The 20,574-nt window shown below is 69.9% G+C and carries 20 protein-coding genes and 1 riboswitch; of the genes, 9 read left to right on the top strand and 11 right to left on the bottom strand.

Annotation, left to right across the window (positions count from 1 at the left end; genetic code table 11):
* Positions 1 to 2: 2 nt before the first annotated feature.
* Genes ugpC through CcI49_RS22645 form a run of 4 tightly spaced genes read right to left on the bottom strand, consistent with a single transcriptional unit; the run spans position 3 to position 4,356 of the window.
* On the bottom strand, positions 3 to 1,262 hold the full coding sequence (ugpC, locus tag CcI49_RS22660) for a sn-glycerol-3-phosphate ABC transporter ATP-binding protein UgpC (RefSeq protein WP_076829394.1): 1,260 nt from the start codon (positions 1,260 to 1,262) through the stop codon (positions 3 to 5).
* Positions 1,263 to 1,277: 15 nt separating this feature from the next.
* Positions 1,278 to 2,120, bottom strand: coding sequence for a carbohydrate ABC transporter permease (locus CcI49_RS22655; protein ID WP_054566141.1), 843 nt, complete (start codon positions 2,118 to 2,120; stop codon positions 1,278 to 1,280).
* Positions 2,117 to 3,004 (bottom strand): sugar ABC transporter permease, encoded by an 888-nt coding sequence (locus CcI49_RS22650; RefSeq protein WP_054566142.1) that lies wholly within the window; start codon positions 3,002 to 3,004, stop codon positions 2,117 to 2,119. The genes CcI49_RS22655 and CcI49_RS22650 overlap by 4 nt, the downstream gene beginning before the upstream one ends.
* Positions 3,001 to 4,356, bottom strand: coding sequence for an ABC transporter substrate-binding protein (locus tag CcI49_RS22645; protein WP_241840195.1), 1,356 nt, complete (start codon positions 4,354 to 4,356; stop codon positions 3,001 to 3,003). Before CcI49_RS22645 ends, CcI49_RS22650 begins: the two co-directional genes overlap by 4 nt.
* 184 nt (positions 4,357 to 4,540) lie before the next feature.
* A riboswitch (cobalamin riboswitch) is annotated at positions 4,541 to 4,617 on the top strand.
* Between the two features lie 53 nt (positions 4,618 to 4,670).
* Here CcI49_RS22645 and CcI49_RS22640 point away from each other — a divergent pair.
* The 4 genes from CcI49_RS22640 (at position 4,671) to CcI49_RS22625 (ending at position 7,825) form a co-directional block, all read left to right on the top strand.
* Positions 4,671 to 4,907, top strand: a complete 237-nt coding sequence (locus tag CcI49_RS22640) for a CbtB-domain containing protein (protein WP_054566143.1) — start codon at positions 4,671 to 4,673, stop codon at positions 4,905 to 4,907.
* A 50-nt stretch (positions 4,908 to 4,957) separates the two neighbouring features.
* A complete protein-coding gene (locus CcI49_RS22635; protein ID WP_054566144.1) occupies positions 4,958 to 5,782 on the top strand; it encodes a CbtA family protein in 825 nt (274 codons plus the stop codon).
* Entirely contained in the window at positions 5,779 to 6,804 is a 1,026-nt protein-coding gene (locus CcI49_RS22630) for a cobalamin biosynthesis protein (RefSeq protein WP_076829133.1), read from the top strand. Before CcI49_RS22635 ends, CcI49_RS22630 begins: the two co-directional genes overlap by 4 nt.
* A 226-nt stretch (positions 6,805 to 7,030) precedes the next feature.
* Positions 7,031 to 7,825, top strand: a complete 795-nt coding sequence (locus CcI49_RS22625; RefSeq protein ID WP_054566146.1) for a VOC family protein — start codon at positions 7,031 to 7,033, stop codon at positions 7,823 to 7,825.
* Here the strand turns inward: CcI49_RS22625 and CcI49_RS22620 are convergent.
* On the bottom strand, positions 7,782 to 8,153 hold the full coding sequence (locus tag CcI49_RS22620; protein WP_054566147.1) for a hypothetical protein: 372 nt from the start codon (positions 8,151 to 8,153) through the stop codon (positions 7,782 to 7,784). The genes CcI49_RS22625 and CcI49_RS22620 overlap by 44 nt on opposite strands.
* A gap of 29 nt (positions 8,154 to 8,182) precedes the next feature.
* On the opposite strand from CcI49_RS22620, the gene CcI49_RS22615 reads away from it, so the two are divergent.
* A complete protein-coding gene (locus tag CcI49_RS22615; protein ID WP_054566148.1) occupies positions 8,183 to 8,656 on the top strand; it encodes a hypothetical protein in 474 nt (157 codons plus the stop codon).
* Between the two features lie 111 nt (positions 8,657 to 8,767).
* Here the strand turns inward: CcI49_RS22615 and CcI49_RS22610 are convergent, their stop codons facing one another.
* A complete protein-coding gene (locus tag CcI49_RS22610) occupies positions 8,768 to 10,072 on the bottom strand; it encodes an NtaA/DmoA family FMN-dependent monooxygenase (RefSeq protein WP_076829391.1) in 1,305 nt (434 codons plus the stop codon).
* A gap of 635 nt (positions 10,073 to 10,707) precedes the next feature.
* Here CcI49_RS22610 and CcI49_RS22600 point away from each other — a divergent pair.
* On the top strand, positions 10,708 to 11,517 hold the full coding sequence (locus CcI49_RS22600; protein WP_235497830.1) for a patatin-like phospholipase family protein: 810 nt from the start codon (positions 10,708 to 10,710) through the stop codon (positions 11,515 to 11,517).
* 22 nt (positions 11,518 to 11,539) lie between these two features.
* On the opposite strand, the gene CcI49_RS22595 is transcribed toward CcI49_RS22600, so the two are convergent.
* From CcI49_RS22595 to CcI49_RS22585, 3 genes are all read right to left on the bottom strand, one after another.
* Positions 11,540 to 12,646, bottom strand: coding sequence for an alpha-hydroxy-acid oxidizing protein (locus CcI49_RS22595; RefSeq protein ID WP_054566574.1), 1,107 nt, complete (start codon positions 12,644 to 12,646; stop codon positions 11,540 to 11,542).
* Positions 12,647 to 12,856: 210 nt separating this feature from the next.
* Positions 12,857 to 13,633 (bottom strand): GntR family transcriptional regulator, encoded by a 777-nt coding sequence (locus CcI49_RS22590; RefSeq protein WP_054566151.1) that lies wholly within the window; start codon positions 13,631 to 13,633, stop codon positions 12,857 to 12,859.
* A gap of 127 nt (positions 13,634 to 13,760) precedes the next feature.
* Entirely contained in the window at positions 13,761 to 14,564 is an 804-nt protein-coding gene (locus tag CcI49_RS22585; protein ID WP_006539423.1) for an enoyl-CoA hydratase/isomerase family protein, read from the bottom strand.
* Between the two features lie 511 nt (positions 14,565 to 15,075).
* Here CcI49_RS22585 and CcI49_RS22580 point away from each other — a divergent pair.
* Together CcI49_RS22580 and CcI49_RS22575 are read left to right on the top strand one after the other, a co-directional pair.
* Positions 15,076 to 15,837, top strand: a complete 762-nt coding sequence (locus CcI49_RS22580; protein ID WP_054566152.1) for an SDR family oxidoreductase — start codon at positions 15,076 to 15,078, stop codon at positions 15,835 to 15,837.
* A gap of 8 nt (positions 15,838 to 15,845) precedes the next feature.
* Complete coding sequence (locus tag CcI49_RS22575) at positions 15,846 to 16,595, top strand: enoyl-CoA hydratase-related protein (RefSeq protein WP_076829388.1); 750 nt, start codon at positions 15,846 to 15,848, stop codon at positions 16,593 to 16,595.
* 115 nt (positions 16,596 to 16,710) lie between these two features.
* Here the strand turns inward: CcI49_RS22575 and CcI49_RS22570 are convergent, their stop codons facing one another.
* Entirely contained in the window at positions 16,711 to 17,544 is an 834-nt protein-coding gene (locus CcI49_RS22570) for an amidohydrolase family protein (protein ID WP_198955597.1), read from the bottom strand.
* 70 nt (positions 17,545 to 17,614) lie between these two features.
* Positions 17,615 to 18,676 (bottom strand): phosphotransferase family protein, encoded by a 1,062-nt coding sequence (locus CcI49_RS22565; protein ID WP_076829130.1) that lies wholly within the window; start codon positions 18,674 to 18,676, stop codon positions 17,615 to 17,617.
* 915 nt (positions 18,677 to 19,591) lie between these two features.
* On the opposite strand from CcI49_RS22565, the gene CcI49_RS22560 reads away from it, so the two are divergent.
* Positions 19,592 to 20,452 (top strand): helix-turn-helix transcriptional regulator, encoded by an 861-nt coding sequence (locus tag CcI49_RS22560; protein WP_241840194.1) that lies wholly within the window; start codon positions 19,592 to 19,594, stop codon positions 20,450 to 20,452.
* The last annotated feature ends 122 nt before the right edge of the window (positions 20,453 to 20,574 follow it).

Here is a 20,574-nt window from a genome sequence, read left to right as displayed (position 1 = left end):
TCTCAGACCCGGGGCGCGGTGAGGTTGGCACCGCTGACCGGGTCGAACAGGTGGAGCCGGGTCGTGTCCACCCACAGCCGCACCGGCTCGCCCTCGGCCGCGCGGCTGGCCGCGTCGAGCCGCGCCACCAGTTGCGTGCCGGCGCCTGCGGGCAGGGGCGGATCGGTGCGCAGATCGGCGGGTAGATCGGTGCCCAGCGCCACCGGGCCCGCCCAGGACGACGCCACCGGGCCCGCCCAGGACGAGTAGACGTACTTGTCGGAGCCGAGGGACTCCACGACCTCGGCGTGCACCGTGCACCGTGCGCCACCGCGGTCGGCGGGGACGAGGGCGGCGTCCTCGAAGTGCTCGGGACGGATCCCGCACACGAGTGGGCGCTCACCCGACGGCCGTGCCGCCCGGCGCAGCCGGTCCAGCCGGTCCAGCAGCCGCCCGTCGTCGGGCTGGCGTCCGTCATCAGGCTGCGGCCCGTCCAGCCGCCACTCGCCCAGGGGAGTGCGCAGCGTGCGGCCGTCGGCGGTGAGGGTCACCGGCAGGAAGTTCATCGCCGGCGAGCCGATGAACCCGGCCACGAAGATGTTCACCGGCGCCGAGTAGAGCTCGCCCGGGGGAGCGATCTGCTGGATGCGTCCCGCCCGCATGACCGCCACCCGGTCGCCGAGCGTCATCGCCTCGGTCTGGTCGTGGGTCACATACACGGTGGTTGTTCCGAGGCGGTTCTGCAGCCGGGAGATCTGGGTCCGGGTCTGCACGCGCAGCTTCGCGTCCAGGTTCGAGAGGGGTTCGTCCATGAGGAAGGCCTGCGGCGAGCGGACGATCGCGCGGCCCATCGCCACCCGCTGGCGCTGCCCGCCGGACAGCGCGGCCGGCCGGCGTTCGAGGTGCTCGGTCAGGCCGAGGATCCGTGCCGCCTCCTCCACCTTGCGGGCGATCTCGATCTTCGGCCTCTTCGCCAGCGACAGCGCGAACCCCATGTTCTGCCGCACCGTCATATGCGGGTACAGCGCGTACGACTGGAACACCATCGCGATGTCGCGATCCCTCGGCGACAGCCGGTTGACGACCTTCCCGCCGATGCGCAGCTCGCCGGCGGAGATGTCCTCCAGCCCGGCGATCATGTTCAGGGTGGTCGACTTCCCGCATCCTGACGGGCCGACCAGGATCAGGAACTCGCCGTCGGCGATCGTCAGGGTGACGTCGTCGACCACGACCCGGCCGTCGGCGAAGCGCTTGCTCACATGATCCAGAACGATGTCGGCCATGACCGGTGCCAACCCCTAGCCCTTCACCGCGCCGGAGGTCAGCCCGGCGACGATCCGTCGTTGGAACAGCAGAACGAAGACGATGATCGGGATGGTGATGACCACGGCCGCCGCCGCGATCGACCCGATCGGCTGGGCGAACTGCGACGCCCCGGTGAAGAAGGCGATCGCCGCCGGGGCGGTGCGGGACGACTCGGTGGACGTCAGCGAGATCGCGAACAGGAAGTCGTTCCAGCAGAAGATGAACACCAGGATCGCGGTGGTCACCGTCCCGGGCGCCGCCAGCGGGGCGATCACCCGGACGAAGGTCTGCGCCGGCGTGGCCCCGTCCATCGCGGCGGCCTTCTCCAGGTCCGGCGGGATCTCCCGGAAGAACGTGGCGAGGGTGTAGATGGCCAGCGGCAGCGAGAACGTCAGGTACGGAACGATCAGCCCGATCCAGGTGTCGAAGATCCCGAGCTGGCGCCACAGGTTGAACAGTGGGCTGACCAGGGAGATCTGCGGGAACATCGCGATCAGCAGCGCCAGCCCCACCAACGCCCGCCGCCCCGGGAAGCGCAGCCGGGCGATCGCGTACGCGGCCAGGCCGCCGATCCCGACGGCGAGCAGGGTCGAGATCAGTGCGATGCCGAGTGAGTTCACCAGCGCCCGGGTGAACAGCGACTGCGTGAAGATTCCCCGGTAGTTCGCCAGTGTCCAGTCGGTGGGCACGAGACGGCCGTCGCCGATGGACTCCGGCGTTTTGAACGACAGGGACACCAGCCACAGCAGCGGTACCAGCGACAGGACGACGACGACCGTGTTCGCCGTCACCCAGCCCAGCAGGGCCCGGTTTCCGGCTGCCGGGTCGCTGGTCAACGGTGGTCCGTTTCCTGGCCCGGCGCCGCCGTCCCGAATCCCCGGATGAAGACGACGGCGATCAGCGCGACGACTCCGAAGATCAGAACGGACAGCGCGGAGCCGACGCCGAGGTTCAACGCGGTGAACAGGTTGTCGTAGCCGAGGATGGACACCGAGCGGGTGTCGTGGGCGCCTGCCGTCAGCACATAGATGTCGTCGAAGATGCGGAAACCGTCCAGAGTGCGGAAAAGCAGCGCCACCAGGATCGCCGGCTTCATCAGCGGCAGCGTCACCCGGCGCAGCCGCGCCCACGCCCCGGCTCCGTCCACCCGCGCCGCGCGCAGCAGCTCCTCGGGAACCAGCGCCAGCCCCGCGAGCAGCAGCAATGCCATGAACGGCGTCGTCTTCCACACCTCCGCGAGGATGATCACGGCTACGCCCCAGGTCTGCGAGGTCAGGGGCGCGGCGTCCCCGAACAGGCCGGCCAGGTAGCCGGTGCCCGGCGTCCAGGCGAAACGCCAGCCGAAGGCGGCGACCACGGTCACGATGCCGTAGGGGATCAGGATGACTGTGCGTACCAGGCCGCGGCCAACCAGCGTCCGGTGCATCAGCAGCGCCAGCGCCAGGCCCAGCACGAACTCGATCGCCACCGAGACCACCGTGATGATCATGGTGATCTTCAGTGCCTGCCACCATAGCCCGCTCGACAGCACCGTGCCGTAGTTCGCCAGCCCCACGAACGCCGTGTCGGCGGGGAAGCGCAGGTCGTACCGGCGCAGCGACAGATAGACCGCATAGCCGATCGGATACGCGGTGACCAGCAGGATCACCAGCGCCGCCGGCGCGCACAGCAGCCAGCCCGACCGCCGCTCGGCCCGCGCCCGCGGCGACAGCCCGCTCAGGGGACCAGCCCCTTCGACTCGAGCGCGTCGGCGATCGCGGTGCGCAGGCCGTCGATCCGCCCCACCGAAGCCGACCGTGGCGGCGACAGGGCGTCGGAGATCTGCAACGACACGGTCTGGTACGCCGGGGTCCGCGGTCGGACGCTCGCGTTGCGCAGCGCCTCACCGACCGCGGCGGCGAACGGGTAGCCGTCGAGCAGCGCCCGGTCGGTGTAGAGGGCCTCCAGTGTGGGCGCCAGCCCACCCCTGATCGCGGTACGGATCTGGTTGGACCGGCCGCGCAGGCATTCGATCGCCCGCCGGGCCAGGCCGGGATGGGCCGAATAGGAGCTGACCGCGAGGTTGTAGCCACCGATGGTGGGATGCGACGGCTGCCCGGCGACGAGGCCAGGCCACTGCGCCCAGCCGATCTCGGGCACCAGGCCAGGCGCGTTGTGCCGCGCCGACGGATAGACGAACGGGTAGTTGAGCTGGAACGCCGCCGCCCCGCTCTCGAAGACCAGCCGGTTGTCGTCCTCCCGCTGGTTCGACCAGGACGGGTCGGCCGCCGGTGAGTCCGCCAGCGCCCGGATTGCCGCCACCGCCTGCGCCGCCGGTGCGCCCAGCGTTACCTGAGAGCCGTCCGCGGAGAGGATCGAACCACCCGCCGAGGCCACCAGCGTGTTGAACAGGACCGTCAGCCCCTCGTACTGGGCTCCCTGCACCTCGACGAGGTGCGGCCTCCCGCGCGCCGCGAGACCGCGGGCCGCCGCGAGCATCTCGTCCCAGGTCCGCGGGGGAGTGGGAACCAGGTCCTTGCGGTACCACAGCAGCTGCACGTTGGTGTTCAACGGCGCCGCGTAGAGGTGGTTCGCCCAGGTGCCGGTGCGGGTCGCGACCGGGAGCGTGCCGGTGGTGATCCGCTGCGCGGTGGCGTCGTCGAAGGCCTCGATCCACCCGGCCTCGGCGAACTCGGGCGTCCAGGTCACGTCGAGGGCGAGGATGTCCATCGAGGTGTCCTCGGCGGCCAGCCTGCGCACCAGCTGCTGGCGCTGGCCGTCGGCGTCGTTCGGCAGGACGTCGATACTGATCCGGTAGGCGCCATCCGAGGACTCGGTGCAGTCCGCCGCCGCTGCCGCGAACGACCCGGACGACTCGTTGTAGACGTACCAGTGCAGGGCCGGTGGACCGCCGGCCGGCCGGCTCCCGCAGCCGGCGATGAGCAGCGTCGCCGAGCCGACCACCACCGAGCCGGCGGCTGCCGTGCGGACCGCTGCCGAGCGGAGCAGCGCTGCGTGGGCCGGCCGCACCAGCACCGAGCGGGCCGACCGCGCGTCCAGCGTCACCGGCCCAGGCCGCCTTCTCGGGAGCACAGTCCCTCCTTCCTGACGGAGATCAGAGTGCTACCCGGCGCGGCCCCATGCCCGGATTTCGGGTGAGAAGAGTTGCGTGCCGATCACGGCCGGCGTTGTGACTTGGAACAGACAGGTGGAACTCACCGTTGACGGTGCGTTCGGAAATCTCGTAGCCTGACTGCCGATAGTCGTGATGTTGACAGGAAGCCGGTGAGATTCCGGCGCGGCCGCGCCACTGTGACCGCCTGGGGGGATTTCCCTCATGGGTGGAAGCCAGACCCGATTCGTCACGTAACAACCAGTGGGACGCGTGATCCCTGGGAGGTCCTCGCATGGCCGAGTCTGTTGTTCCCTCGTCTGTTGTTCCCGCTCCGTCAGTCGGCGGCGCGCGGCCGCTCCAGCTTCCGCTGCGTGAGATCGCTCCGTGGGCTGTGCTCACGGGCGTGCTCATGCTGCTCGTGATCTACTTCGTCGGGTCCGAGGAGGGCGCCTTCTCGATGGTGGGCGGCACCTGGATCCACGAGTTCGTGCACGATGGTCGGCACCTGCTCGGTTTCCCCTGCCACTGATCCGCCTCGGCCCGCGGAGCATTCCGCGCTGACGGCGGAGGCCGTTTCACATGATGCGCAGACTTCTTGTATTTGGCATGCTCGTAGGTCTCCTCGCCGGTCTGGTCGCCTTCGGGTTCGCCTCCATCGCGGGTGAGCCGCAGGTCGACGCGGCGATCGCCCTCGAGGAGGCGGCTGCCCAGGGGGAGGCGGTTACCCCGCATTCCCACGGCGAGCATGACGACGAAGCCGCGGCCACGCACTCGCACGAGGAGCCCGCGGAGGTGTCACGGTCGACCCAGAAGGGGATCGGCCTGGCCGTCGCAACCGGCCTGTACGGCGTCGCGATGGGCGGGCTTTTCGCCATCGCGTGCGCCGTCGCCTACGGCCGCATCGGCGTGCCGGGGATGCGGGCCACCGCCGCGACCGTCGCGCTGGGCGGTTTCGTCGCGGTCGCCCTGGTTCCCTTTCTCAAGTACCCGGCGAATCCCCCGGCTGTCGGGAACGCGGACACCATCGACCGCCGGACCGGTCTGTACGTGGTGATGGTTCTGGTCTCGGTGCTGGCCGCACTGATCGCGGCTCAGGTCGGCCGGATGCTCGCCGGCCGCAGCAGCCGATGGAACGCCTGGCTCGCCTCGGCCGGGGCGTTCACCGTGCTGGTGACGGTGGCCGCCGTTCTCATGCCCGTGGTCAACGAGGTGCCCGCATCCTTCCCGGCCGAGCTGTTGTGGCGTTTCCGGTTGTCCTCGCTGGGCACCCAGGCGCTGGTCTGGGTGGTGCTCGGGCTCGGGTTCGGCCCGCTCGCCGAACGTGTGCTCAACCCGTCACCGGCCCGGCGTACCACGGCCCTTCCGGTGTCGGCCTCGCCGGCGTCGAGCGGCTCGGCCGGTTGATCGGCCGCCGAGCCCTGGGCCTGCTGGTCGGCGCGGGGCTCGACGTGCTTTTCGCGGATCCGGCCCGGTTCCATCCGGTGGCTGGTTTCGGCCGGGTCGCCGGGAGTCTCGAGCGTGTCGTCCATCGTGACAACCGGCTGGTCGGTGCCGCGTACGCGGCGGTGCTCGTCGGGGTCCCGGCGCTGGCCGCGCACCGGGTGGAACGAGCGCTGGCCGCCCGCCCCGCCAGCCCGGCGGCCGGGCTGGCCCTGACGGCGCTGACCGCCGCGACCACGTGGACGGTGCTGGGCGGCATGTCGCTGCGCCGGGAGGGCCGAGCGCTCGGCGGTGAGCTGGCCCGGGCCGACCTGGCCGCCGCGCGTTCCCGGCTGCCGTCGCTGTGCGGGCGGGACCCGTCGATGCTCGACGTGGCCGGGCTCGCCCGGGCCGGGGTCGAGTCGCTGGCCGAGAACACCTCGGACGCCGTCGTCGCACCGCTGCTGTGGGGTGCGGCCGCCGGCCTGCCCGGTCTCGTCGCCTATCGGGCGGTGAACACCCTGGACGCGATGGTCGGCTACCGCAGCGCCCGCCATCGCCGCTTCGGCTGGGCCGCTGCCCGGGCCGACGACCTGGCCAACCTGCTACCCGCCCGGGTCTGCGCGCTGCTGACCTGCGCCTGCGCCCCGGTGGTCGGCGGCTCACCGGCGCAGGCGCTGCGGACGGTGCGCCGGGACGGCCGCCGCCACCCCAGCCCGAACTCGGGTATGGCCGAGGCCGCGTTCGCCGGGGCGGCCGGCCTGCGGCTCGGCGGCGAGCTGCGGTATGCCCACGGCGTCGAGCACCGTCCCGAGCTGGGCACCGGACGTCAGCCGCAGGTCGAGGACCTGGCGGTGGCGGCGCGCCTGTCCGGAGCGGTCACGGTGGCCGCGGCCGGGCTCAGCGCCGGCGTCGCCGCCGTGGCGGCGACGAGGTCGAGGACGAGGTCGAGGTCGAGGTCGAGATCGAGATCGCGGTCGCGGGCCGCGGCGGGGGAGCAGGCCTGATCGCTGGTGCGGCCACGGCGGCGCGCCCTGCTTCACCCGTTCTGATCGTCGGGCGATCGCCTGGCGTCGGCAGGCCGTCGGCGAATTTCTCGCAATGCCGCGGCCGTGCGGCGATGAGTTTCTGTCGGTGGTCGGGTCCAATCTGTCGACAGCACGAGCACGGCGACCTGCGGGCGCACCTCCCGCGCCCCGCGCGCCGCGTGCCACGACGATGAAGGAGCCCGTGATGCCCGCCAACGACACCACCCTGCCTGGCGCCCCCTGCTGGATCGACCTGATGACCTCGGACGTCGAAGGCGCCCGCGCGTTCTACGCGGAGCTGTTCGGCTGGGTCCCGGCGGAGCCGTCCGAGGAGTTCGGCGGCTACTTCATGTTCTTCAGCAAGGACGGAAAGATGATCGCCGGCGGGATGCCGAAGCAGGAGGCCGAGCTCCCCGACGTCTGGACCACCTATCTGATGGTGGCGGATGCGGAGAAGACCGTGGCGGCGGCATCCGCGCACGGGGGAACCGTGCTGGTCCCGCCGATGCCCGTGGCCGACCTGGGAACCATGGCCGTGGTGACCGATCCCGCGGGTGCGGTGATCGGCCTGTGGCAGCAGGGCAGCCATCGTGGTTTCCAGCTGCTGGCCGAGCCGGGAGCGCCCGGCTGGTTCGAGCTGATGAGCCGTGACTTCGCTGCCTCCGTCCCCTTCTACCAGGAGGTCTTCGGCTGGAAGACGAAGATCATGGGGGACACCGACGACTTCCGCTACCTCGTCCAGGTCGACGACGCCGGCGAGCAGTACGCGGGGATCATGGATGCTTCGCGTTTCCTCCCCGAGGGCGTCCCGTCGCACTGGGGTGTGTACATCGCGGTGGAGGACACCGACGCCGCGGTGGCCCTGGCCGAGAAGCTCGGCGGCACGATCGCCCAGCCGCCGATCGACACTCCCTACGGCCGGCTCGCGATCGCGGCCGACCCGTTCGGCGCCGCCTTCAAGCTGGTCGGGCCCAACAAGGAGGAGCAGGCGACTGCCTGAGGTGGATACCGCCCGCGGCCCCGGTGAGATCCGCCCGGCGGGAGGTCCGGCCCCGGTGAGAGGTGTTCACCGGGGCGGGCCGCACGTCGTCCCGGGTTCCGCCCGGCCGTTGCCTGCCCGGCCGCAGCCGCTCGATCGCCGCCTCAACCTCCGGGTCCCGCAGCGTCACCAGCTCGACCTCGACACGCTGCCGCCGCTGCGCCGCCGACAGTGCCTCCGCCGGAGCCACCAGCAGCGCGAACACGTACGCATCGAAGGCGGCGCAGTCCCGCGCGTCCTGCAGGGCCTCCCGGGTGCTGACGCGTGGCGCGAGGTCCCGAATCGCCACAACCGCACCGAACGCTTAGCGTTCGTCCCATGGCCACAGTCGCGTTCGTCGTTGCCTGCCTGGCGGTGGTGGCCGCCGGCTTCTCAGCCTGGTACGGGCGTGGGCAGAAGCGTGCGGCCGACCTCGCCGCGACGGAGGCGAGGCGTGCCGCGGACGCTGCGGCAGAGGCAGTGCGGATCGAGCAGGCCCGGCGGGCAGACGAAGTGGCCGACGCCGAACATCGACGCGTGCGCTTCAAACTGGTCCCCACCGGAGGGCAGAGCGGAAGCCTCCATCTTCTCCGAAACACGGGAACCGACACCGCCTACGGGGTTCACATCGACACGGGCGACCTGCGTGTCGCAAACCAGACCTTGGACTTCGACGAGATCAAGGCGGACACGGAGCACACGCTCTACCTCGCGAGGACCATGCGAACTACTACCGATCGCATAGAGATCACCTGGAGCCGAAGCCCCGACCACTCGGCCTCGCAGAGGTCCGTGAGGCTGCTCGTGCGGTAGTGAGGCGGGCGTCCTTCGAACTCATGCGTTCGCAGCGGCCGGGCTTCCTCCCGACGCCCGCCGGTGTCGTTCTGCCAGGCCTTGCACGAAGTCAGCGTCAGTGTCGATCGATCAGAAGTCGAGCAGGTTGTCGCGGAACAGCCGGTGCGGGTACGACCCGCGCATGAGCCCGCGGCGGCGCAGCGCCGGGGCGAGCCCGTCCACGATCTCGCTGACCGAACGGCGGTGCACCGGCGTGGCGATCAGGAAACCGTCGCCGCCGACGGCGTCCATCACCTCGCCCATCTGCACGGCGACGGTGTCCGGCGAGCCGACCAGCTCCACCGACTCGACCGTGTCGTGATCCATCACGGTCTCCCGCAGCGTGCGTCCGGCCGCGGCGGCGGYGAACCGGGCCATCGAGCTCTGGTGGCCGTTCACCTGGCCGGTCAGATCCGGGAAAGGAGCGTCCAGGTCGAACTGCGCGAAATCGATGCCGCTGAAATAGGACATCTGCCCGAGGATGGTGTCCATGACGTCGGGGTCGTGCTGCCGTGCGCGGCGGCGGGCCAGGGTCTCGCGGGCCTCCGCGTCGGTCTCGCCCAGAACCGGGTTGACCAGGAACAGCACCTTGCAGTCGGCCGGCTTGCGCCCGTGCCGAAGCATGCGCTCGGAGATGTCGTCCCGGTAGGCGCGCATCGCGTCCACCCCGTGCGGCACCGCGATGATGGTGTCGGCGTGCTTCGCGGCGAGCTCCCGGCCCGCGGGTGACCCCCCGGCCTGGCAGATCACCGGGCGGCCCTGCGGCCCGGCCGGGGCGTTGAGAGGCCCGCGGCTGCGGTGGAAACGCCCGTCGAAGTCGATGGTGTGCACCTTGCGGTGATCCGCGAAGACCCCGCCACTGGCGACCACCGCGCCGGGCTCCCAGGAGGACAGGAGCCGATCCACCAGGTCCATCCACTCGTCGGCCATCTCGTAGCGCAGGTCGTGCTCGAAATGCTCCGCGAAGCCGAAGTTCTGGGCCGAGCGGTGGCTGCTGGACGTCACCAGGTTCGCCCCGGCCCTGCCTTCGGAGAGGTGATCGAGAGAGGCCAGCATCCGGGCTGCCATGAACGGTGGACAGAACGACGTGGACAGGGTCGCCACCAGCCCGATTCGCGAGGTGGCCTGGCTCATCACGGCCACGGCGGCCATCGGGTCCAGCCGGGGGGATTCCCAGGCGTGGGCGAGGTCGACCTCCATCGTCCCCTTGTAGGTATCAGTGATCATCAGGCCGTCTTCGAGGATCAGGTAGTCGAAGAACGCGCGCTCGAGCGAACGGGCGAGATCGGTGTAAAAGCTGCCCCTGGTCCATTCCGAGGAAAGCGTGCCCGACCACATGTCGTTCCAGGCCGGCGGCCCGAATCCACTGCCGACGAACCAGCCCAGGTGGAACATGCGCACCTCTTCCTCACGGTCGTACCCACGACGGGCGGCGCCGGCCGGGGCCGACGGGGCCGTGCACGGGTCGTTGATCCAGGCACGCGGCAGTCTCGTCGCCGCGGATTGCCGGCCAGGAGCCGTCTGGTTGCCCTGCCGTTGCGCCGGTTGATCCGTCGCGTGGCGCCCGATCGGCGCGCGATGTGGTTCGATCGCGCCGCCGTATGCGCCGCTCACCGGGCGCCTGACCCGGTTTCGTCGCGGGTGGTCATCCCGCGCGCCGCGAGGACGACGTCCCGAACAGAACAGAAAGGGACCACCGTGGAACTTGGCCTGTTCACCGCCTGCCTGCCGCGGCTCGGGCTCGCCGACATCGCGGCCTGGTGTGTCCGGTCGGGATATCAGACGCTGGAGGTCGCTGCCTGGCCGGATCGACGTCCTCCATGACGGGGGTTTCTCCGAGACGGTCGCCGTCGAGCACGAGGACCCGGTGTGGAGCGGTTCGGAGGCGAAGGTGAAGAGGGGCCTTGAGATCGCCGCGCGAACTCTCGGCCCGCTGGTCCTGGGCGGATGATTTCCGGCGAACCCGCCTGCCGGGCCATCCACGGGCGGGACTTGACCTCGACCTCCCTTGAGGTCCGATGCTGGCGCGCATGACGTTCTCTGCCGCTCAGGCGGTCGTGCTCGGTCCCGGTGGGCTCGTCGGCATGGCGTGGCTGTTCGGGCTCGCGGCCGGGCTTCGCGACGAGGGCGTGGACCTGGCGGACGCCGATCTGATCGTGGGAACCTCCGCGGGCGCGATCGCCGGCGCGGCGCTGGCCTCCGGCGGTGATCTCCGGCGGCTGGCGGCGCCTCCCGAGTCGTCCGGACCGTGGCACCGGCCCGATCCCGACCTCATGGCCCGAGTGCGGGCCGTTCTAGGGGATTCCGGGCTGGAGCCGGCCGAGGCCCGCCGCCGCGTCGGCCGGCTCGCGCTCACCGCGCCCACCATCGCCGAGGAGGAACATGTGGCCTCGATGGAGTACCTGGTCGGTGCCGGCGGCTGGCCGCAGCGCGCAATGCTGATCACCACCGTGGATCTCGATACCGGTGAGCCCGTGGTGTGGGACCGCGCCAGCGCCGCTCCGCTGGCGAGAGTGGTGGCGGCGAGCTGTGCCATGCCCGGTGCCTATCCGCCGGTCACGATCAACGGCCGTCGCTGTATCGACGGAGCCCTCGCCGGGGGATCCCATCCGCATCTTGCCGCCGGGGCGAAGACGACTGTCCTGGTGGAGCCCTTCGGGGTCGACTCGGGCGACGTGCTGGTGCAGGGCACCCGCACCACACGCGTCGTGCCCGACGATGCCGCGCGCGAGGCCATCGGCACGGATGTGGGTGACCACACCCGTTGGGTACCGGCCTTCGAGGCGGGCCTGCGACAGGCCCCGGCGGCCGCCGGTCGAATCCGTCTTCCGCTTTCCTGAAGCCGGACCGCGCGCGGAAGACCTATCGACGGCGCAGGGCAGCGGGGCCGAGGTCGGCGATCCGTGGGTAGCCGTCGACCGCCATGAGCAGGTCGGCCTCGGCGAGCAGCGAACGCAGCACGTGGACGACTCCGTCCTCGCCGCCGAGCGCCAGACCGTACACATACGGTCTTCCCACGCCGACCGCCCGGGCGCCCAGCGCGAGCGCCTTGACGACGTGGTCACCGGAGCGCACACCGGAGTCGAAGACCACCGGGATCTCGCCGGCGGCCTCGACGACATCGGGCAGCATGTCGAGCGAGGCCAGCCCGCCGTTCGCCTGGCGACCACCATGGTTGGAGCAGTAGATCGCGTCGACACCACCGTCGACCGCTCGTCGGACGTCCTCCGGATGCATGATTCCTTTGAGGATCAGCGGCAGGCTGGTCATGGACCGGAACCAGGTCAGGTCCTTCCAGGTAAGGCTCGGATTGCCGAAGGTCAGCGCCCAGGTCCCCACGGCGGCCTGGAGATCCTCCCGCGGCGGTCTGGCCAGCCGGGAGACGAAGACCGGGTCGCTGAAGTAGTTCTCGAGTGCCAGCCCGCGTAACTGGGGAAAGTTCGATCGGGTGAGATCGCGGGGCCGCCATCCCGGAACCCAGGTGTCGAGCGTGACGACAATCCCTTTGAAGCCCGCCTTCTCAGCCCGGTGCACCAGGCTCTCGGCCAGCTCACGGTCGTTGGGTGTGTAGAGCTGGAAGAATCCCGGAGTTTCCCCGAGCTGGGATGCGACATCCTCCAACGGGTCGGTGGCGAGAGTGGAGGCGATCATGGGTACGCCGGTCCTGGCCGAAGCCCGCGCCACCGCCAGGTCTCCGTGGCCGTCCTGGGCGCACACACCGATCACGCCGACGGGAGCCATCAGCAGCGGTGACGGCAGCGTCATCCCGCAGAGTTCGACCGACAGATCCCGCTGGCTGCCGTCGACGAGCATCCGGGGAATCAGGCCCCAGTCGTCGAACACCGAGACGTTGAGATCCTGGGTGTGTTCGTCGCCGGCACCGCCGGCCACGTACGAGAGCAGCCACGGGTCGAGCGCCCGGGAGCCGCGTTCCTCCAGTTCGGCATAGGTCATCGGCATCGTCGGCATGACGCCGGAGAGGCCGTTGAGGTAGATCTCGAACTGATAGTCACCGAAGTTCGCCACAGGGTGCGCCTGCTCGCTCGTAGGTGGCGCAACCGTACGCCCGTACCGCCGTATCCGCCACCGGCGGTTGCCGGGCAACCACCAACGCCGGACCGCATTCGGCCAGGAACGACACCTGGTCAGGAACGACACCCGGTCAGGAACGACACCCGGTCAGAAGGCGTGCTGCATCAGATCGATGACGGTCTTCGCGCGCTGTGCGAGCATGACCCGACCGACGATCTTCATGTGCCCGGCCCAGTGCTCCTCGGCCGCGCCGGCGTCGCCCTGCTCGATGAGGGTGGCGAGCCGGGCCTGGGAACGCAGGCCGCGCAGTTTGGTGCTGGTGGCGTCGCCGGCGTCGTCGGGCTGGCTCACCGCGGCCACCGCCCGGGCGACGACCTCGTTGAGCATCTCGATGACAATGGACAACGTCTGATTGCCCGCGAGCTCGACGAGCCGGCTGTGAAAACGTGAGTTGGCCTGCCCGAATGCTTCGGGATCGTCAACCACCTCAAGCTGCTCGGCGGTGAGCCGCCGCAGCTCCGCGGCCGCCGACCGGTGCGAGCGCGACGCGGCCACCAGCCTTGCCGCGACCGGCTCGATCATGCTGCGGGCGTCGTAGACGTCCACCAGCGGGACGTTGCGGGCCTGCAGGACCATCGCCGCCGTGCGTGCCGTCAACCGCTCGTCGGGCTGATGGACGATCACACCGCCGAGCACCCCGCGGCGCACGGAGATGAGGCCTTCCGTCTCCAGGATGCGCAGCGCCTCCCGCAGCGACGGGCGGGACACGCCGAAGCGGTCGACGAGGTCGGGCTCGCGGCCGAGTGACTCACCCTCCGCCAGTTCGCCCTGCACGATGAGCCGTCGGAGCTCGTCGGCGATCCGCTGCGGCTTCTCGCGGGGCGCTGCCCGCTCACCGCCGCGGGCGTTCCCGGCCTCGGTCACCTGGCTTGACCTTCCTTCCGCTGGTTACCTTCCACGGGTCGCCTTCCGCTGGTCGCCCCGCCCAGGCCACCTGCCTTCCACGGACCGGCGCGTTCGGCGCCGGCCGCAACGGCCACGGTCCGCGGGATCAGCTGCACTGCCACTTGGGCGTGCGCTTCTCCATGAACGCCTGCGGTCCCTCCTGGGCGTCGTCGGTGCGTACGACGCGCTCGCGATAGGCCTCGGCCATGATCTCGGCCTCGTGCAGGGGGAGGTCGCGGCCCTTGCGGATGGCGAGACGGGTGCCGCGTACGGCGAGGGGGGCGTTGCGGTTCACGATGCCGGCGATCTCATGGGCGCGCTCGAGCAGCCGGTCGTGTTCGACGACTTCGGAGACGAGCCCGAGATCGTAGGCACGCTGGGCGCTCATGCGCTCGTGCCGGCCCATCAGCGCCATCCGCATGGCGATGTTGGTGGGCAGGGCGCGGGCGAGGCGGACGGCCTCCCGTCCGCTGACCAGGCCGATGCTCACGTGCGGGTCGAAGAACTCGGCGCGTTCGGAGGCGATGACGATGTCCCCGGTGGTGACGAGGTCGAGCCCGGCGCCGCAGCACAGGCCGTTGATCGCGGCGAGGATCGGTTTGGTCATGGTCCGGAAGGGGGGTGTGCCTTCCTGCGGGGCCTCCCACTGGGGGTAGGTCGTCAGGTACGGCTCCTCGTAGACGACCCGTCCGTCGCCGGAGATCTCGCCGACGTCGGCGCCGGCGCAGAAGGCCCGGCCGTTGCCGGTGATGACGAGGATCCAGACGTTGTCGTCGGCCTCGGCCTCTGCATAGGCACGGCGCAGTTCCTCGATCATGGCCGGGCTCAGGGCGTTGAGCTGGTCGGGCCGGTCGAAGGTGATCGTGGCGATGCGGTCGGCGACATCGTACTGGATCGACTCGAACCCCATGGGTGGTTCTCCCTCTCGTCCGTCTGCCCTGCACCGACGTCAGGCACCGTAAACATATAGATATTACGGAGCCTAGCTTCTCTCGTGGTGCGCGCGCAACGGTCGCGGGCCGCGCTGTGGTCAGCCGTGTCGTCCGCGCACCCGCATGCCGCCGCCGGCTGGGCGGTCGCCGCGGAGGACCCCGCTGCCGCACCTGCCGGCGGCGGTACGCGGATCGGTGGGGGCGTCGATCCTCCGTGAGGTGCGGCGTGAACATGACGCCCAAAAAGTGTAGATTTTTCGAGTTAGCTGGTTCGGTGCCGCATCCGGACCGGTCGCCCGCGCTGTGCTTGCGGGTGACCGGTCCGCAGGGATAAAAGAAAGAAATACTTTATCCAAAATCAGCCTCGCCGCCTGCGGATGTCGTCCAGCGGGCGGGGCGGCCGAGGCGCGGGCCCACCACCCGCATCGGGTGGCCGGCCAGGAACCGGCCGGGCCGGCCAGGACGTGAACCTCAGAGAGGAAGCATCACGTGGAACTGAAAGGCATACGGGCGGTCGCCGTGGGCGGCGCCTCCGGGATGGCCCGTGCGACGGCCGAGCTGATCGGTGCCCGCGGTGGCCGGGTCGCGATCCTCGACCGTGCCGCGAGCGACGGGGAAGCGGTCGCCGCCGGCCTCAACGGCACGTTCCACCCCTGCGATGTCACCGACTTCGCCGGGTTCGAGGCGGTCCTGGACGCGGCCGTGGCCGCGCTCGGAGGCATCGACGTCGTGGTGAACACCGCGGGTGGCGCGAGGCCCGGGCGAACCCTGGGCAAGACGGGTCCGCTGCCCATCGAGGAGTTCCAGCAGACCATCGATCTCAACCTCGTCGGCACGTTCAACGTGGCCCGGCTGGCGGCCGCCCGGATGGCCACCAACGAGCCGAACGCCGAGGGCGAGCGGGGCGTGATCATCAACACGGCGTCGATCGCCGCGTTCGAGGGCCAGATCGGCCAGATCGCCTACACCGCGGCCAAGGGCGGTGTCGCGGCGATGAGCCTCACGATGGCCCGGGAGCTGGGCTCGCTGGGAATCCGGGTGAACGCGATCGCGCCCAGCCTGTTCCACACCGGGCTGACCGCGGGGATCCCGGAGGACTACGAGAAGGTGCTGACGAAGGACGCGGCCTTCCCCAAGCGGATGGGCCGGCCCGAGGAGTACGCCCTGCTCGCCGTCGGGATCGTCGAGAACCCGATGCTCAACGGCCAGACGATCCGTCTGGACGGCGGCCAGCGCTTCGCCCCGAAGTGAGCGACCAGATGAGCATCCTCACCGACCTGACCGACGGCGCGCTCGTCGTCACCATCAACCGCCCCGAGGCCCGCAACGCCCTGAACGGCGAGGTCGGCCAGGGCATCGTCGACGCCCTCGCACGTGCCTCGGACGACGCGGACATCCGCTGCGTCGTTCTCACCGGTGCCGGTGACCGCAGCTTCTGCGCCGGCCTCGACCTCAAGGCCCTGGCCCGCGGTGAGAACCTCAAGCCCGTCATGGATGGCCTGAACGCGCTGCGGGACTTCCCGAAGCCGCTGCTGGGCGCGGTGAACGGTGCCTGCCTGGGCGGTGGCTTCGAGGTCATGATGTTCTGTGACCTCGTGGTCGCCGTCGAGGACACGCCGTTCGGGCTGCCCGAGGTCCGGCGTGGCCTGCTGGCCGGTGGCGGTGGCACCCGGCTGGCGCAGCGGCTGCCGATCGCGGTCGCCCTCGAGCTCGGGCTCACCGGGGAGCCGATTCCCGCGTCCGAGGCGCTGCGCTGGGGCCTGATCAACCGCGTGGTGCCCCGGGACGAGCTGCTGCCCACGGCGCTTGGGCTCGCCGCCCGCATCGGGCTCGGCGGCCCGCTCGCCGTCACCGCGACCAAGCGGCTGATGCGTGCCGAGCTCGGCGACGACGAGGCGGCGATGAAGCCGGTCTTCGCGGCGATGGGCACGCTCATGGGGAGTGAGGACGCCCAGGAGGCCGGTCGTGCCTTCGCCGAGAAGCGGACTCCCGTCTGGAAGGGCCGCTGATCGCCGGCGGGCGATAGAGCACGGCCTCTGCGCGGTCGTTCGCAAGCGCTGAGCCTGGATGGCGGGACCGACGGTTGGTCCGCCATCCAGGCTTTCCGCGGTATGGCGTCCGCTGTTACGAGGCGGGCTCGCGGTTGAAGAAGAAGGCATCCGCATTGCCGTACAGCCAGTTGTCGCGGACCTCATCGGTCAGCGGGAGGGCCTCGGCCTCACCGAGGCACCGCTTGAACGACAGCACGGGGTAGTCCGAGGCGAAGATGACCCGGTTCTTGCCGCGGGTCGACATGAAGTGCAGCAGCGATTCGGGCAGCCGCTTCGGCGACCACGCCGACGTCATCAGGCGCAGGTTGCGGTACTTGATCATCAGGCGGATCGCGGTGTCCCACCACGGATCGGCGCCGTGGATCATGCACAGCTTCAGTTCGGGAAACCGGTAGCAGACCCGGTCGAGGTGAATCGGGTCCTGGGGCTCGGCCGGCAGGGGTGGGCCGGGGATGCCGGTGTTGACGCACAGCGGCAGGTCGAGCTCGCAGCACTTCGTGTAAAGGGGGTAGTAGACCGGGTCGGTGGGCGGGTACATGCCGTCACCCCAGAAACTGGGGCCGACGGTGGCGCTCACCACCGGAAAGTCGCGGGCGAACGACTCCAGGGCACGGACCGTCGGCATGGGATGCAGCAGGTTGAAGCCACCGATCGCGAGGGCGAACCGGTCCGGGCGGGCCTCGGCGAACTGGAACGCCCGGCCGTCGGGCTTCCCGGCCTTCGCGATCAGGACCGCGCGCTCGACACCGTTCGCGTCCATGTCCTCCAGCAGCTCGGGCAGCTCCGGGCTGCGGAAGAAGTTGTCGCCGCCCTTGAAATAGTCCTCCTTCACACGGACCATCCAGTCGGGCTGCTTCTTCGTGTCGCCGAAGTCGACGTTCACCAGGCAGTCGATGGCACGGGTCAACGTGATCTCCTTTCCTTGTCGGGATTGTTCGGCCCGCGTATACCCCCTGCGCAGTCGCGCTGGGCCGTGGTCAGACCTGGGAGAGCACTCGGCGGAGGGCCTGGCTGACCATGTTGTCGTAGGGGAAGGTGTCGGGCATGAAACCCATGTCGACGACCAGCTTCCCGATCCGGACCATGATGACGGTGAACCGCAGCCCGGCGAACACCTCGAAGTAGTCGAGGTTGTCCGTGGGGCGCCCGGTGATCGACTGCCAGAGCGCGGCCGTCTCGTCGCGGGAGGGAAAGCCCGGCAGCCGGTTGACACCGGGGCCGGTGGTGAGCGTCTCGTCGGCGAAGATCCACCAGCCCAGGTCCAGGAGGGGGTCGCCGACGCTCGCCATCTCCCAGTCGAGCACCGCGGCGACCTCGAAGTCCTGGAAGATGAGGTTGCTGAGCCGGGCGTCCCCCCAGCACAGCGCCGGGGCGTCGACGGGCGTGGGCGGCTTGTTGCGCCTGAGCCAGGCGAGTGCGTCCCGGGCCAGCTCGAAGGGCCTGCCCTCCTCGGCCCAGGCCAGGAACCGTTCGTAGCGGTCGAGCTCCGCGCCCACCGGATCGTCCGGGGGCACCAGCAGGCCCGGGGGGAGAGTGAGATCCGCGAGTGCGGTGGTGTGGACTCCTGCCAGCGCGCGGACCCCGCTCACCCAGGCCCGCCGCTGTTGTTCGGGAGACGCCTCGGCCAGCCACCCGGCCGACGCGTAGGGCGGGGTGTCGCTGGGGATCAGGCCCGCGACCCGTTCCATGATCCAGAACGGGGCGCCGAACCAGGAGATGTCCGGCTCGAACCAGTGCATGCGGGCCATCGGCACGCTGGAGGCCTCGGCGAGCGCGCGCATCACGTGGAACTGCAGCGCGAACGTGTCGTCGGGGAACACCACATAGCTCGTCGGCGCGATGCGCGCGACCAGGTGATGCCGCTCCGGCCCGGCGGGGCCGGCCCAGGCGGCGTCGAACAGGACTGTCTCGTTGGATGCCCCGGTACCGGCCGGGATGGTCGGTTCCCCGACCTCGACGTCGGTCAGCCCGCGGACGTCGGTGAGCCAGCTGCGCAGGCGGCTGGCGGTCTCGAGGGGGTCACGTAACTGGAAGTCCATGAGATGGTCTCCCGGTGGTTGCGGCTGAAAGAGCCAGATGTTTAGAGGGTGGTTCCGCCTTGCTCGGCGGCCGATCTCGACAGGTGGAAAGTCGTGTTGGCTCGCCTGCGAAGGTCACAGTACCAGCGCCTGGTGCGTCGTGGTAGCTGCAGTTCGGGGTGTGCGGCATGACGACCCACCAGCCGTGTCGGGGACGTTCGTCGCGACGACTGCGAACGTCGGGTGGCAATATATCTAGATCGTTCGGGTCTTCCTGGCTGGATGTGGGTGTCATGTGGCGGGATGTCTTCGCTGTCGTGGCGTCCCCGACATGCTCGCGGACCGGGGCTGGCGGCGCTTCGAGGGCGTGGTCTACCAACTCGTGCTGAGCCTGCCCGTGGGGGGCCGTCCGCGGGCCTGCTGGCGGGGCCCGTCTACGGCGCCCAGCGCAGCCGTGCTGGGCGCCGTGTGCGTGCCGCGCAACGTCAGTACCGGTTGAACGGCGTGCGGAAGGCCGTCAAGCCGGGCAGGCGCCCTGGCGCCAGGAAAGTCTGGCGACTTAATTCTGATGCGAGAAATATTGGATAATCGAGTGGGGTGTCTTGAGCTAGTTTGTCCCTATTGTTACAGTCGCCTTCTATCTGAAGGTTTGCTGGATTATGGCAAGGGCGCGGGGTGCTCGACGGGACCTCTGGTGGCTGGCACGCTGCGAGTCGCGTGACACGACGAACTGACCTCGGAGGACCAGGCTCCTCGCGATCCGTGCAGAAGTGCAGCTCCGGCCGTGGATTCTCGGCATCGCCGATCTCGCCGTGACCTCATGGCGTTTCGGCAGGTCGGCGGCGCCGTGTGGGAGAGTCGTCGCCTCCAGGCGGCAGCCCTCCCCGTTGTCGGAGCCGATTCGGCATCGAGCCCGACAAGGAGCGTTTCAGCGTCATGATGACGAACGGTGTCGGCGCCAGTATCGACGAGGGCAGTGGAGTGATCTGTGCCGCCCGGGCCGATCGATTCCTTGCGCAGGTCGTTTCCAGGCTGCGTGCCCGTACGGGGGCTGACGTCGTCGCCGGCGGCTCTGCCGAGGCGGGCGGCCGGCAACTCAGCATACGATGCGTCGACGGTGAGCAGGCGGGTGTCTTCCTGGGGAAGGAAATATTACCCGAGGGTATCGGCGGCAGAGTCATGGCTCTGGGTCGGCACGTGGTACTCGAGCGAGGAAGGTGGGGGACCCAGTTACGTTCCGGCACCGTGAACGCAGCGAACTGTGCGAGCGGAATACGCTCGGTCCTTGCAGTTCCGCTGCGCTTCAATGGTGCCGTGCTCTTCATCCTGTACCTCGGGAGCCGATCCGATCGGATCGGCTCTGAGACGATGGGGGCCGCGCTGTCGTTCRCCAGGCGTCTGGAAACCCTTATTTCCCGAACGAATGGGCTCAACGGGCCGTTCGGGATAACGTTCGACATACAGGTGCTGCTCCGGATCGGCGAGGAGCTGGAGGTGCTTGCCGGGCAGGCGCGCAATCCGGCTGTAAGGGAGCGGGTCATGACAATCCAGCATCTGATCGAGGACAGCGTTCCCGAGGCGTCGATGGCCAGGCGCGTGGCCATCGCTCTCACCCAGCGGGAGCTCGAGGTGCTCGGACTGGTTGCCCAAGGTCTCTCCAACGCCGAGATCGCCGCCCAGCTGATCGTCAGTCTTGAAACAGTGAAAGCATATCTCCGGAGCGTCCGACACAAGCTGGGTGTACGTAATCGTATCGCCGCGGTCAATGTTGCCCGCGCAACCGGATTGTTGTGGTGACAGCACACCAATCGCATTCTGGCGCCCAGGGTGAACCGTTCCCGTCGGTCCACCCTGCCGACCGTTCACCGCCGGTGCCCGGATCACCGGGCCTCGGCGGGGGGCTGCTGCCGGATGGTCCT

It is taken from the genome of Frankia sp. CcI49, assembly GCF_001983215.1.
In the GTDB taxonomy this organism is placed as follows: Bacteria; Actinomycetota; Actinomycetes; order Frankiales; family Frankiaceae; genus Parafrankia; species Parafrankia irregularis.
The sequence above is the reverse complement of the archived record's forward strand: the minus strand, read 5'-3'. Positions and strand labels throughout refer to the sequence as shown.

What these genes read in the sequence shown, in the direction of transcription:
- ugpC (WP_076829394.1), bottom strand. Translation starts at nt 1,262, where the DNA reads ATGGCCGACATCGTTCTGGATCATGTGAGCAAGCGCTTCGCCGACGGC.
- CcI49_RS22640 (WP_054566143.1), top strand. Translation starts at nt 4,671, where the DNA reads ATGGCCGAGTCTGTTGTTCCCTCGTCTGTTGTTCCCGCTCCGTCAGTC.
- CcI49_RS22635 (WP_054566144.1), top strand. Translation starts at nt 4,958, where the DNA reads ATGATGCGCAGACTTCTTGTATTTGGCATGCTCGTAGGTCTCCTCGCC.
- CcI49_RS22625 (WP_054566146.1), top strand. Translation starts at nt 7,031, where the DNA reads ATGCCCGCCAACGACACCACCCTGCCTGGCGCCCCCTGCTGGATCGAC.
- CcI49_RS22615 (WP_054566148.1), top strand. Translation starts at nt 8,183, where the DNA reads ATGGCCACAGTCGCGTTCGTCGTTGCCTGCCTGGCGGTGGTGGCCGCC.
- CcI49_RS22600 (WP_235497830.1), top strand. Translation starts at nt 10,708, where the DNA reads ATGACGTTCTCTGCCGCTCAGGCGGTCGTGCTCGGTCCCGGTGGGCTC.
- CcI49_RS22595 (WP_054566574.1), bottom strand. Translation starts at nt 12,646, where the DNA reads ATGCCGACGATGCCGATGACCTATGCCGAACTGGAGGAACGCGGCTCC.
- CcI49_RS22585 (WP_006539423.1), bottom strand. Translation starts at nt 14,564, where the DNA reads ATGGGGTTCGAGTCGATCCAGTACGATGTCGCCGACCGCATCGCCACG.
- CcI49_RS22575 (WP_076829388.1), top strand. Translation starts at nt 15,846, where the DNA reads ATGAGCATCCTCACCGACCTGACCGACGGCGCGCTCGTCGTCACCATC.
- CcI49_RS22565 (WP_076829130.1), bottom strand. Translation starts at nt 18,676, where the DNA reads ATGGACTTCCAGTTACGTGACCCCCTCGAGACCGCCAGCCGCCTGCGC.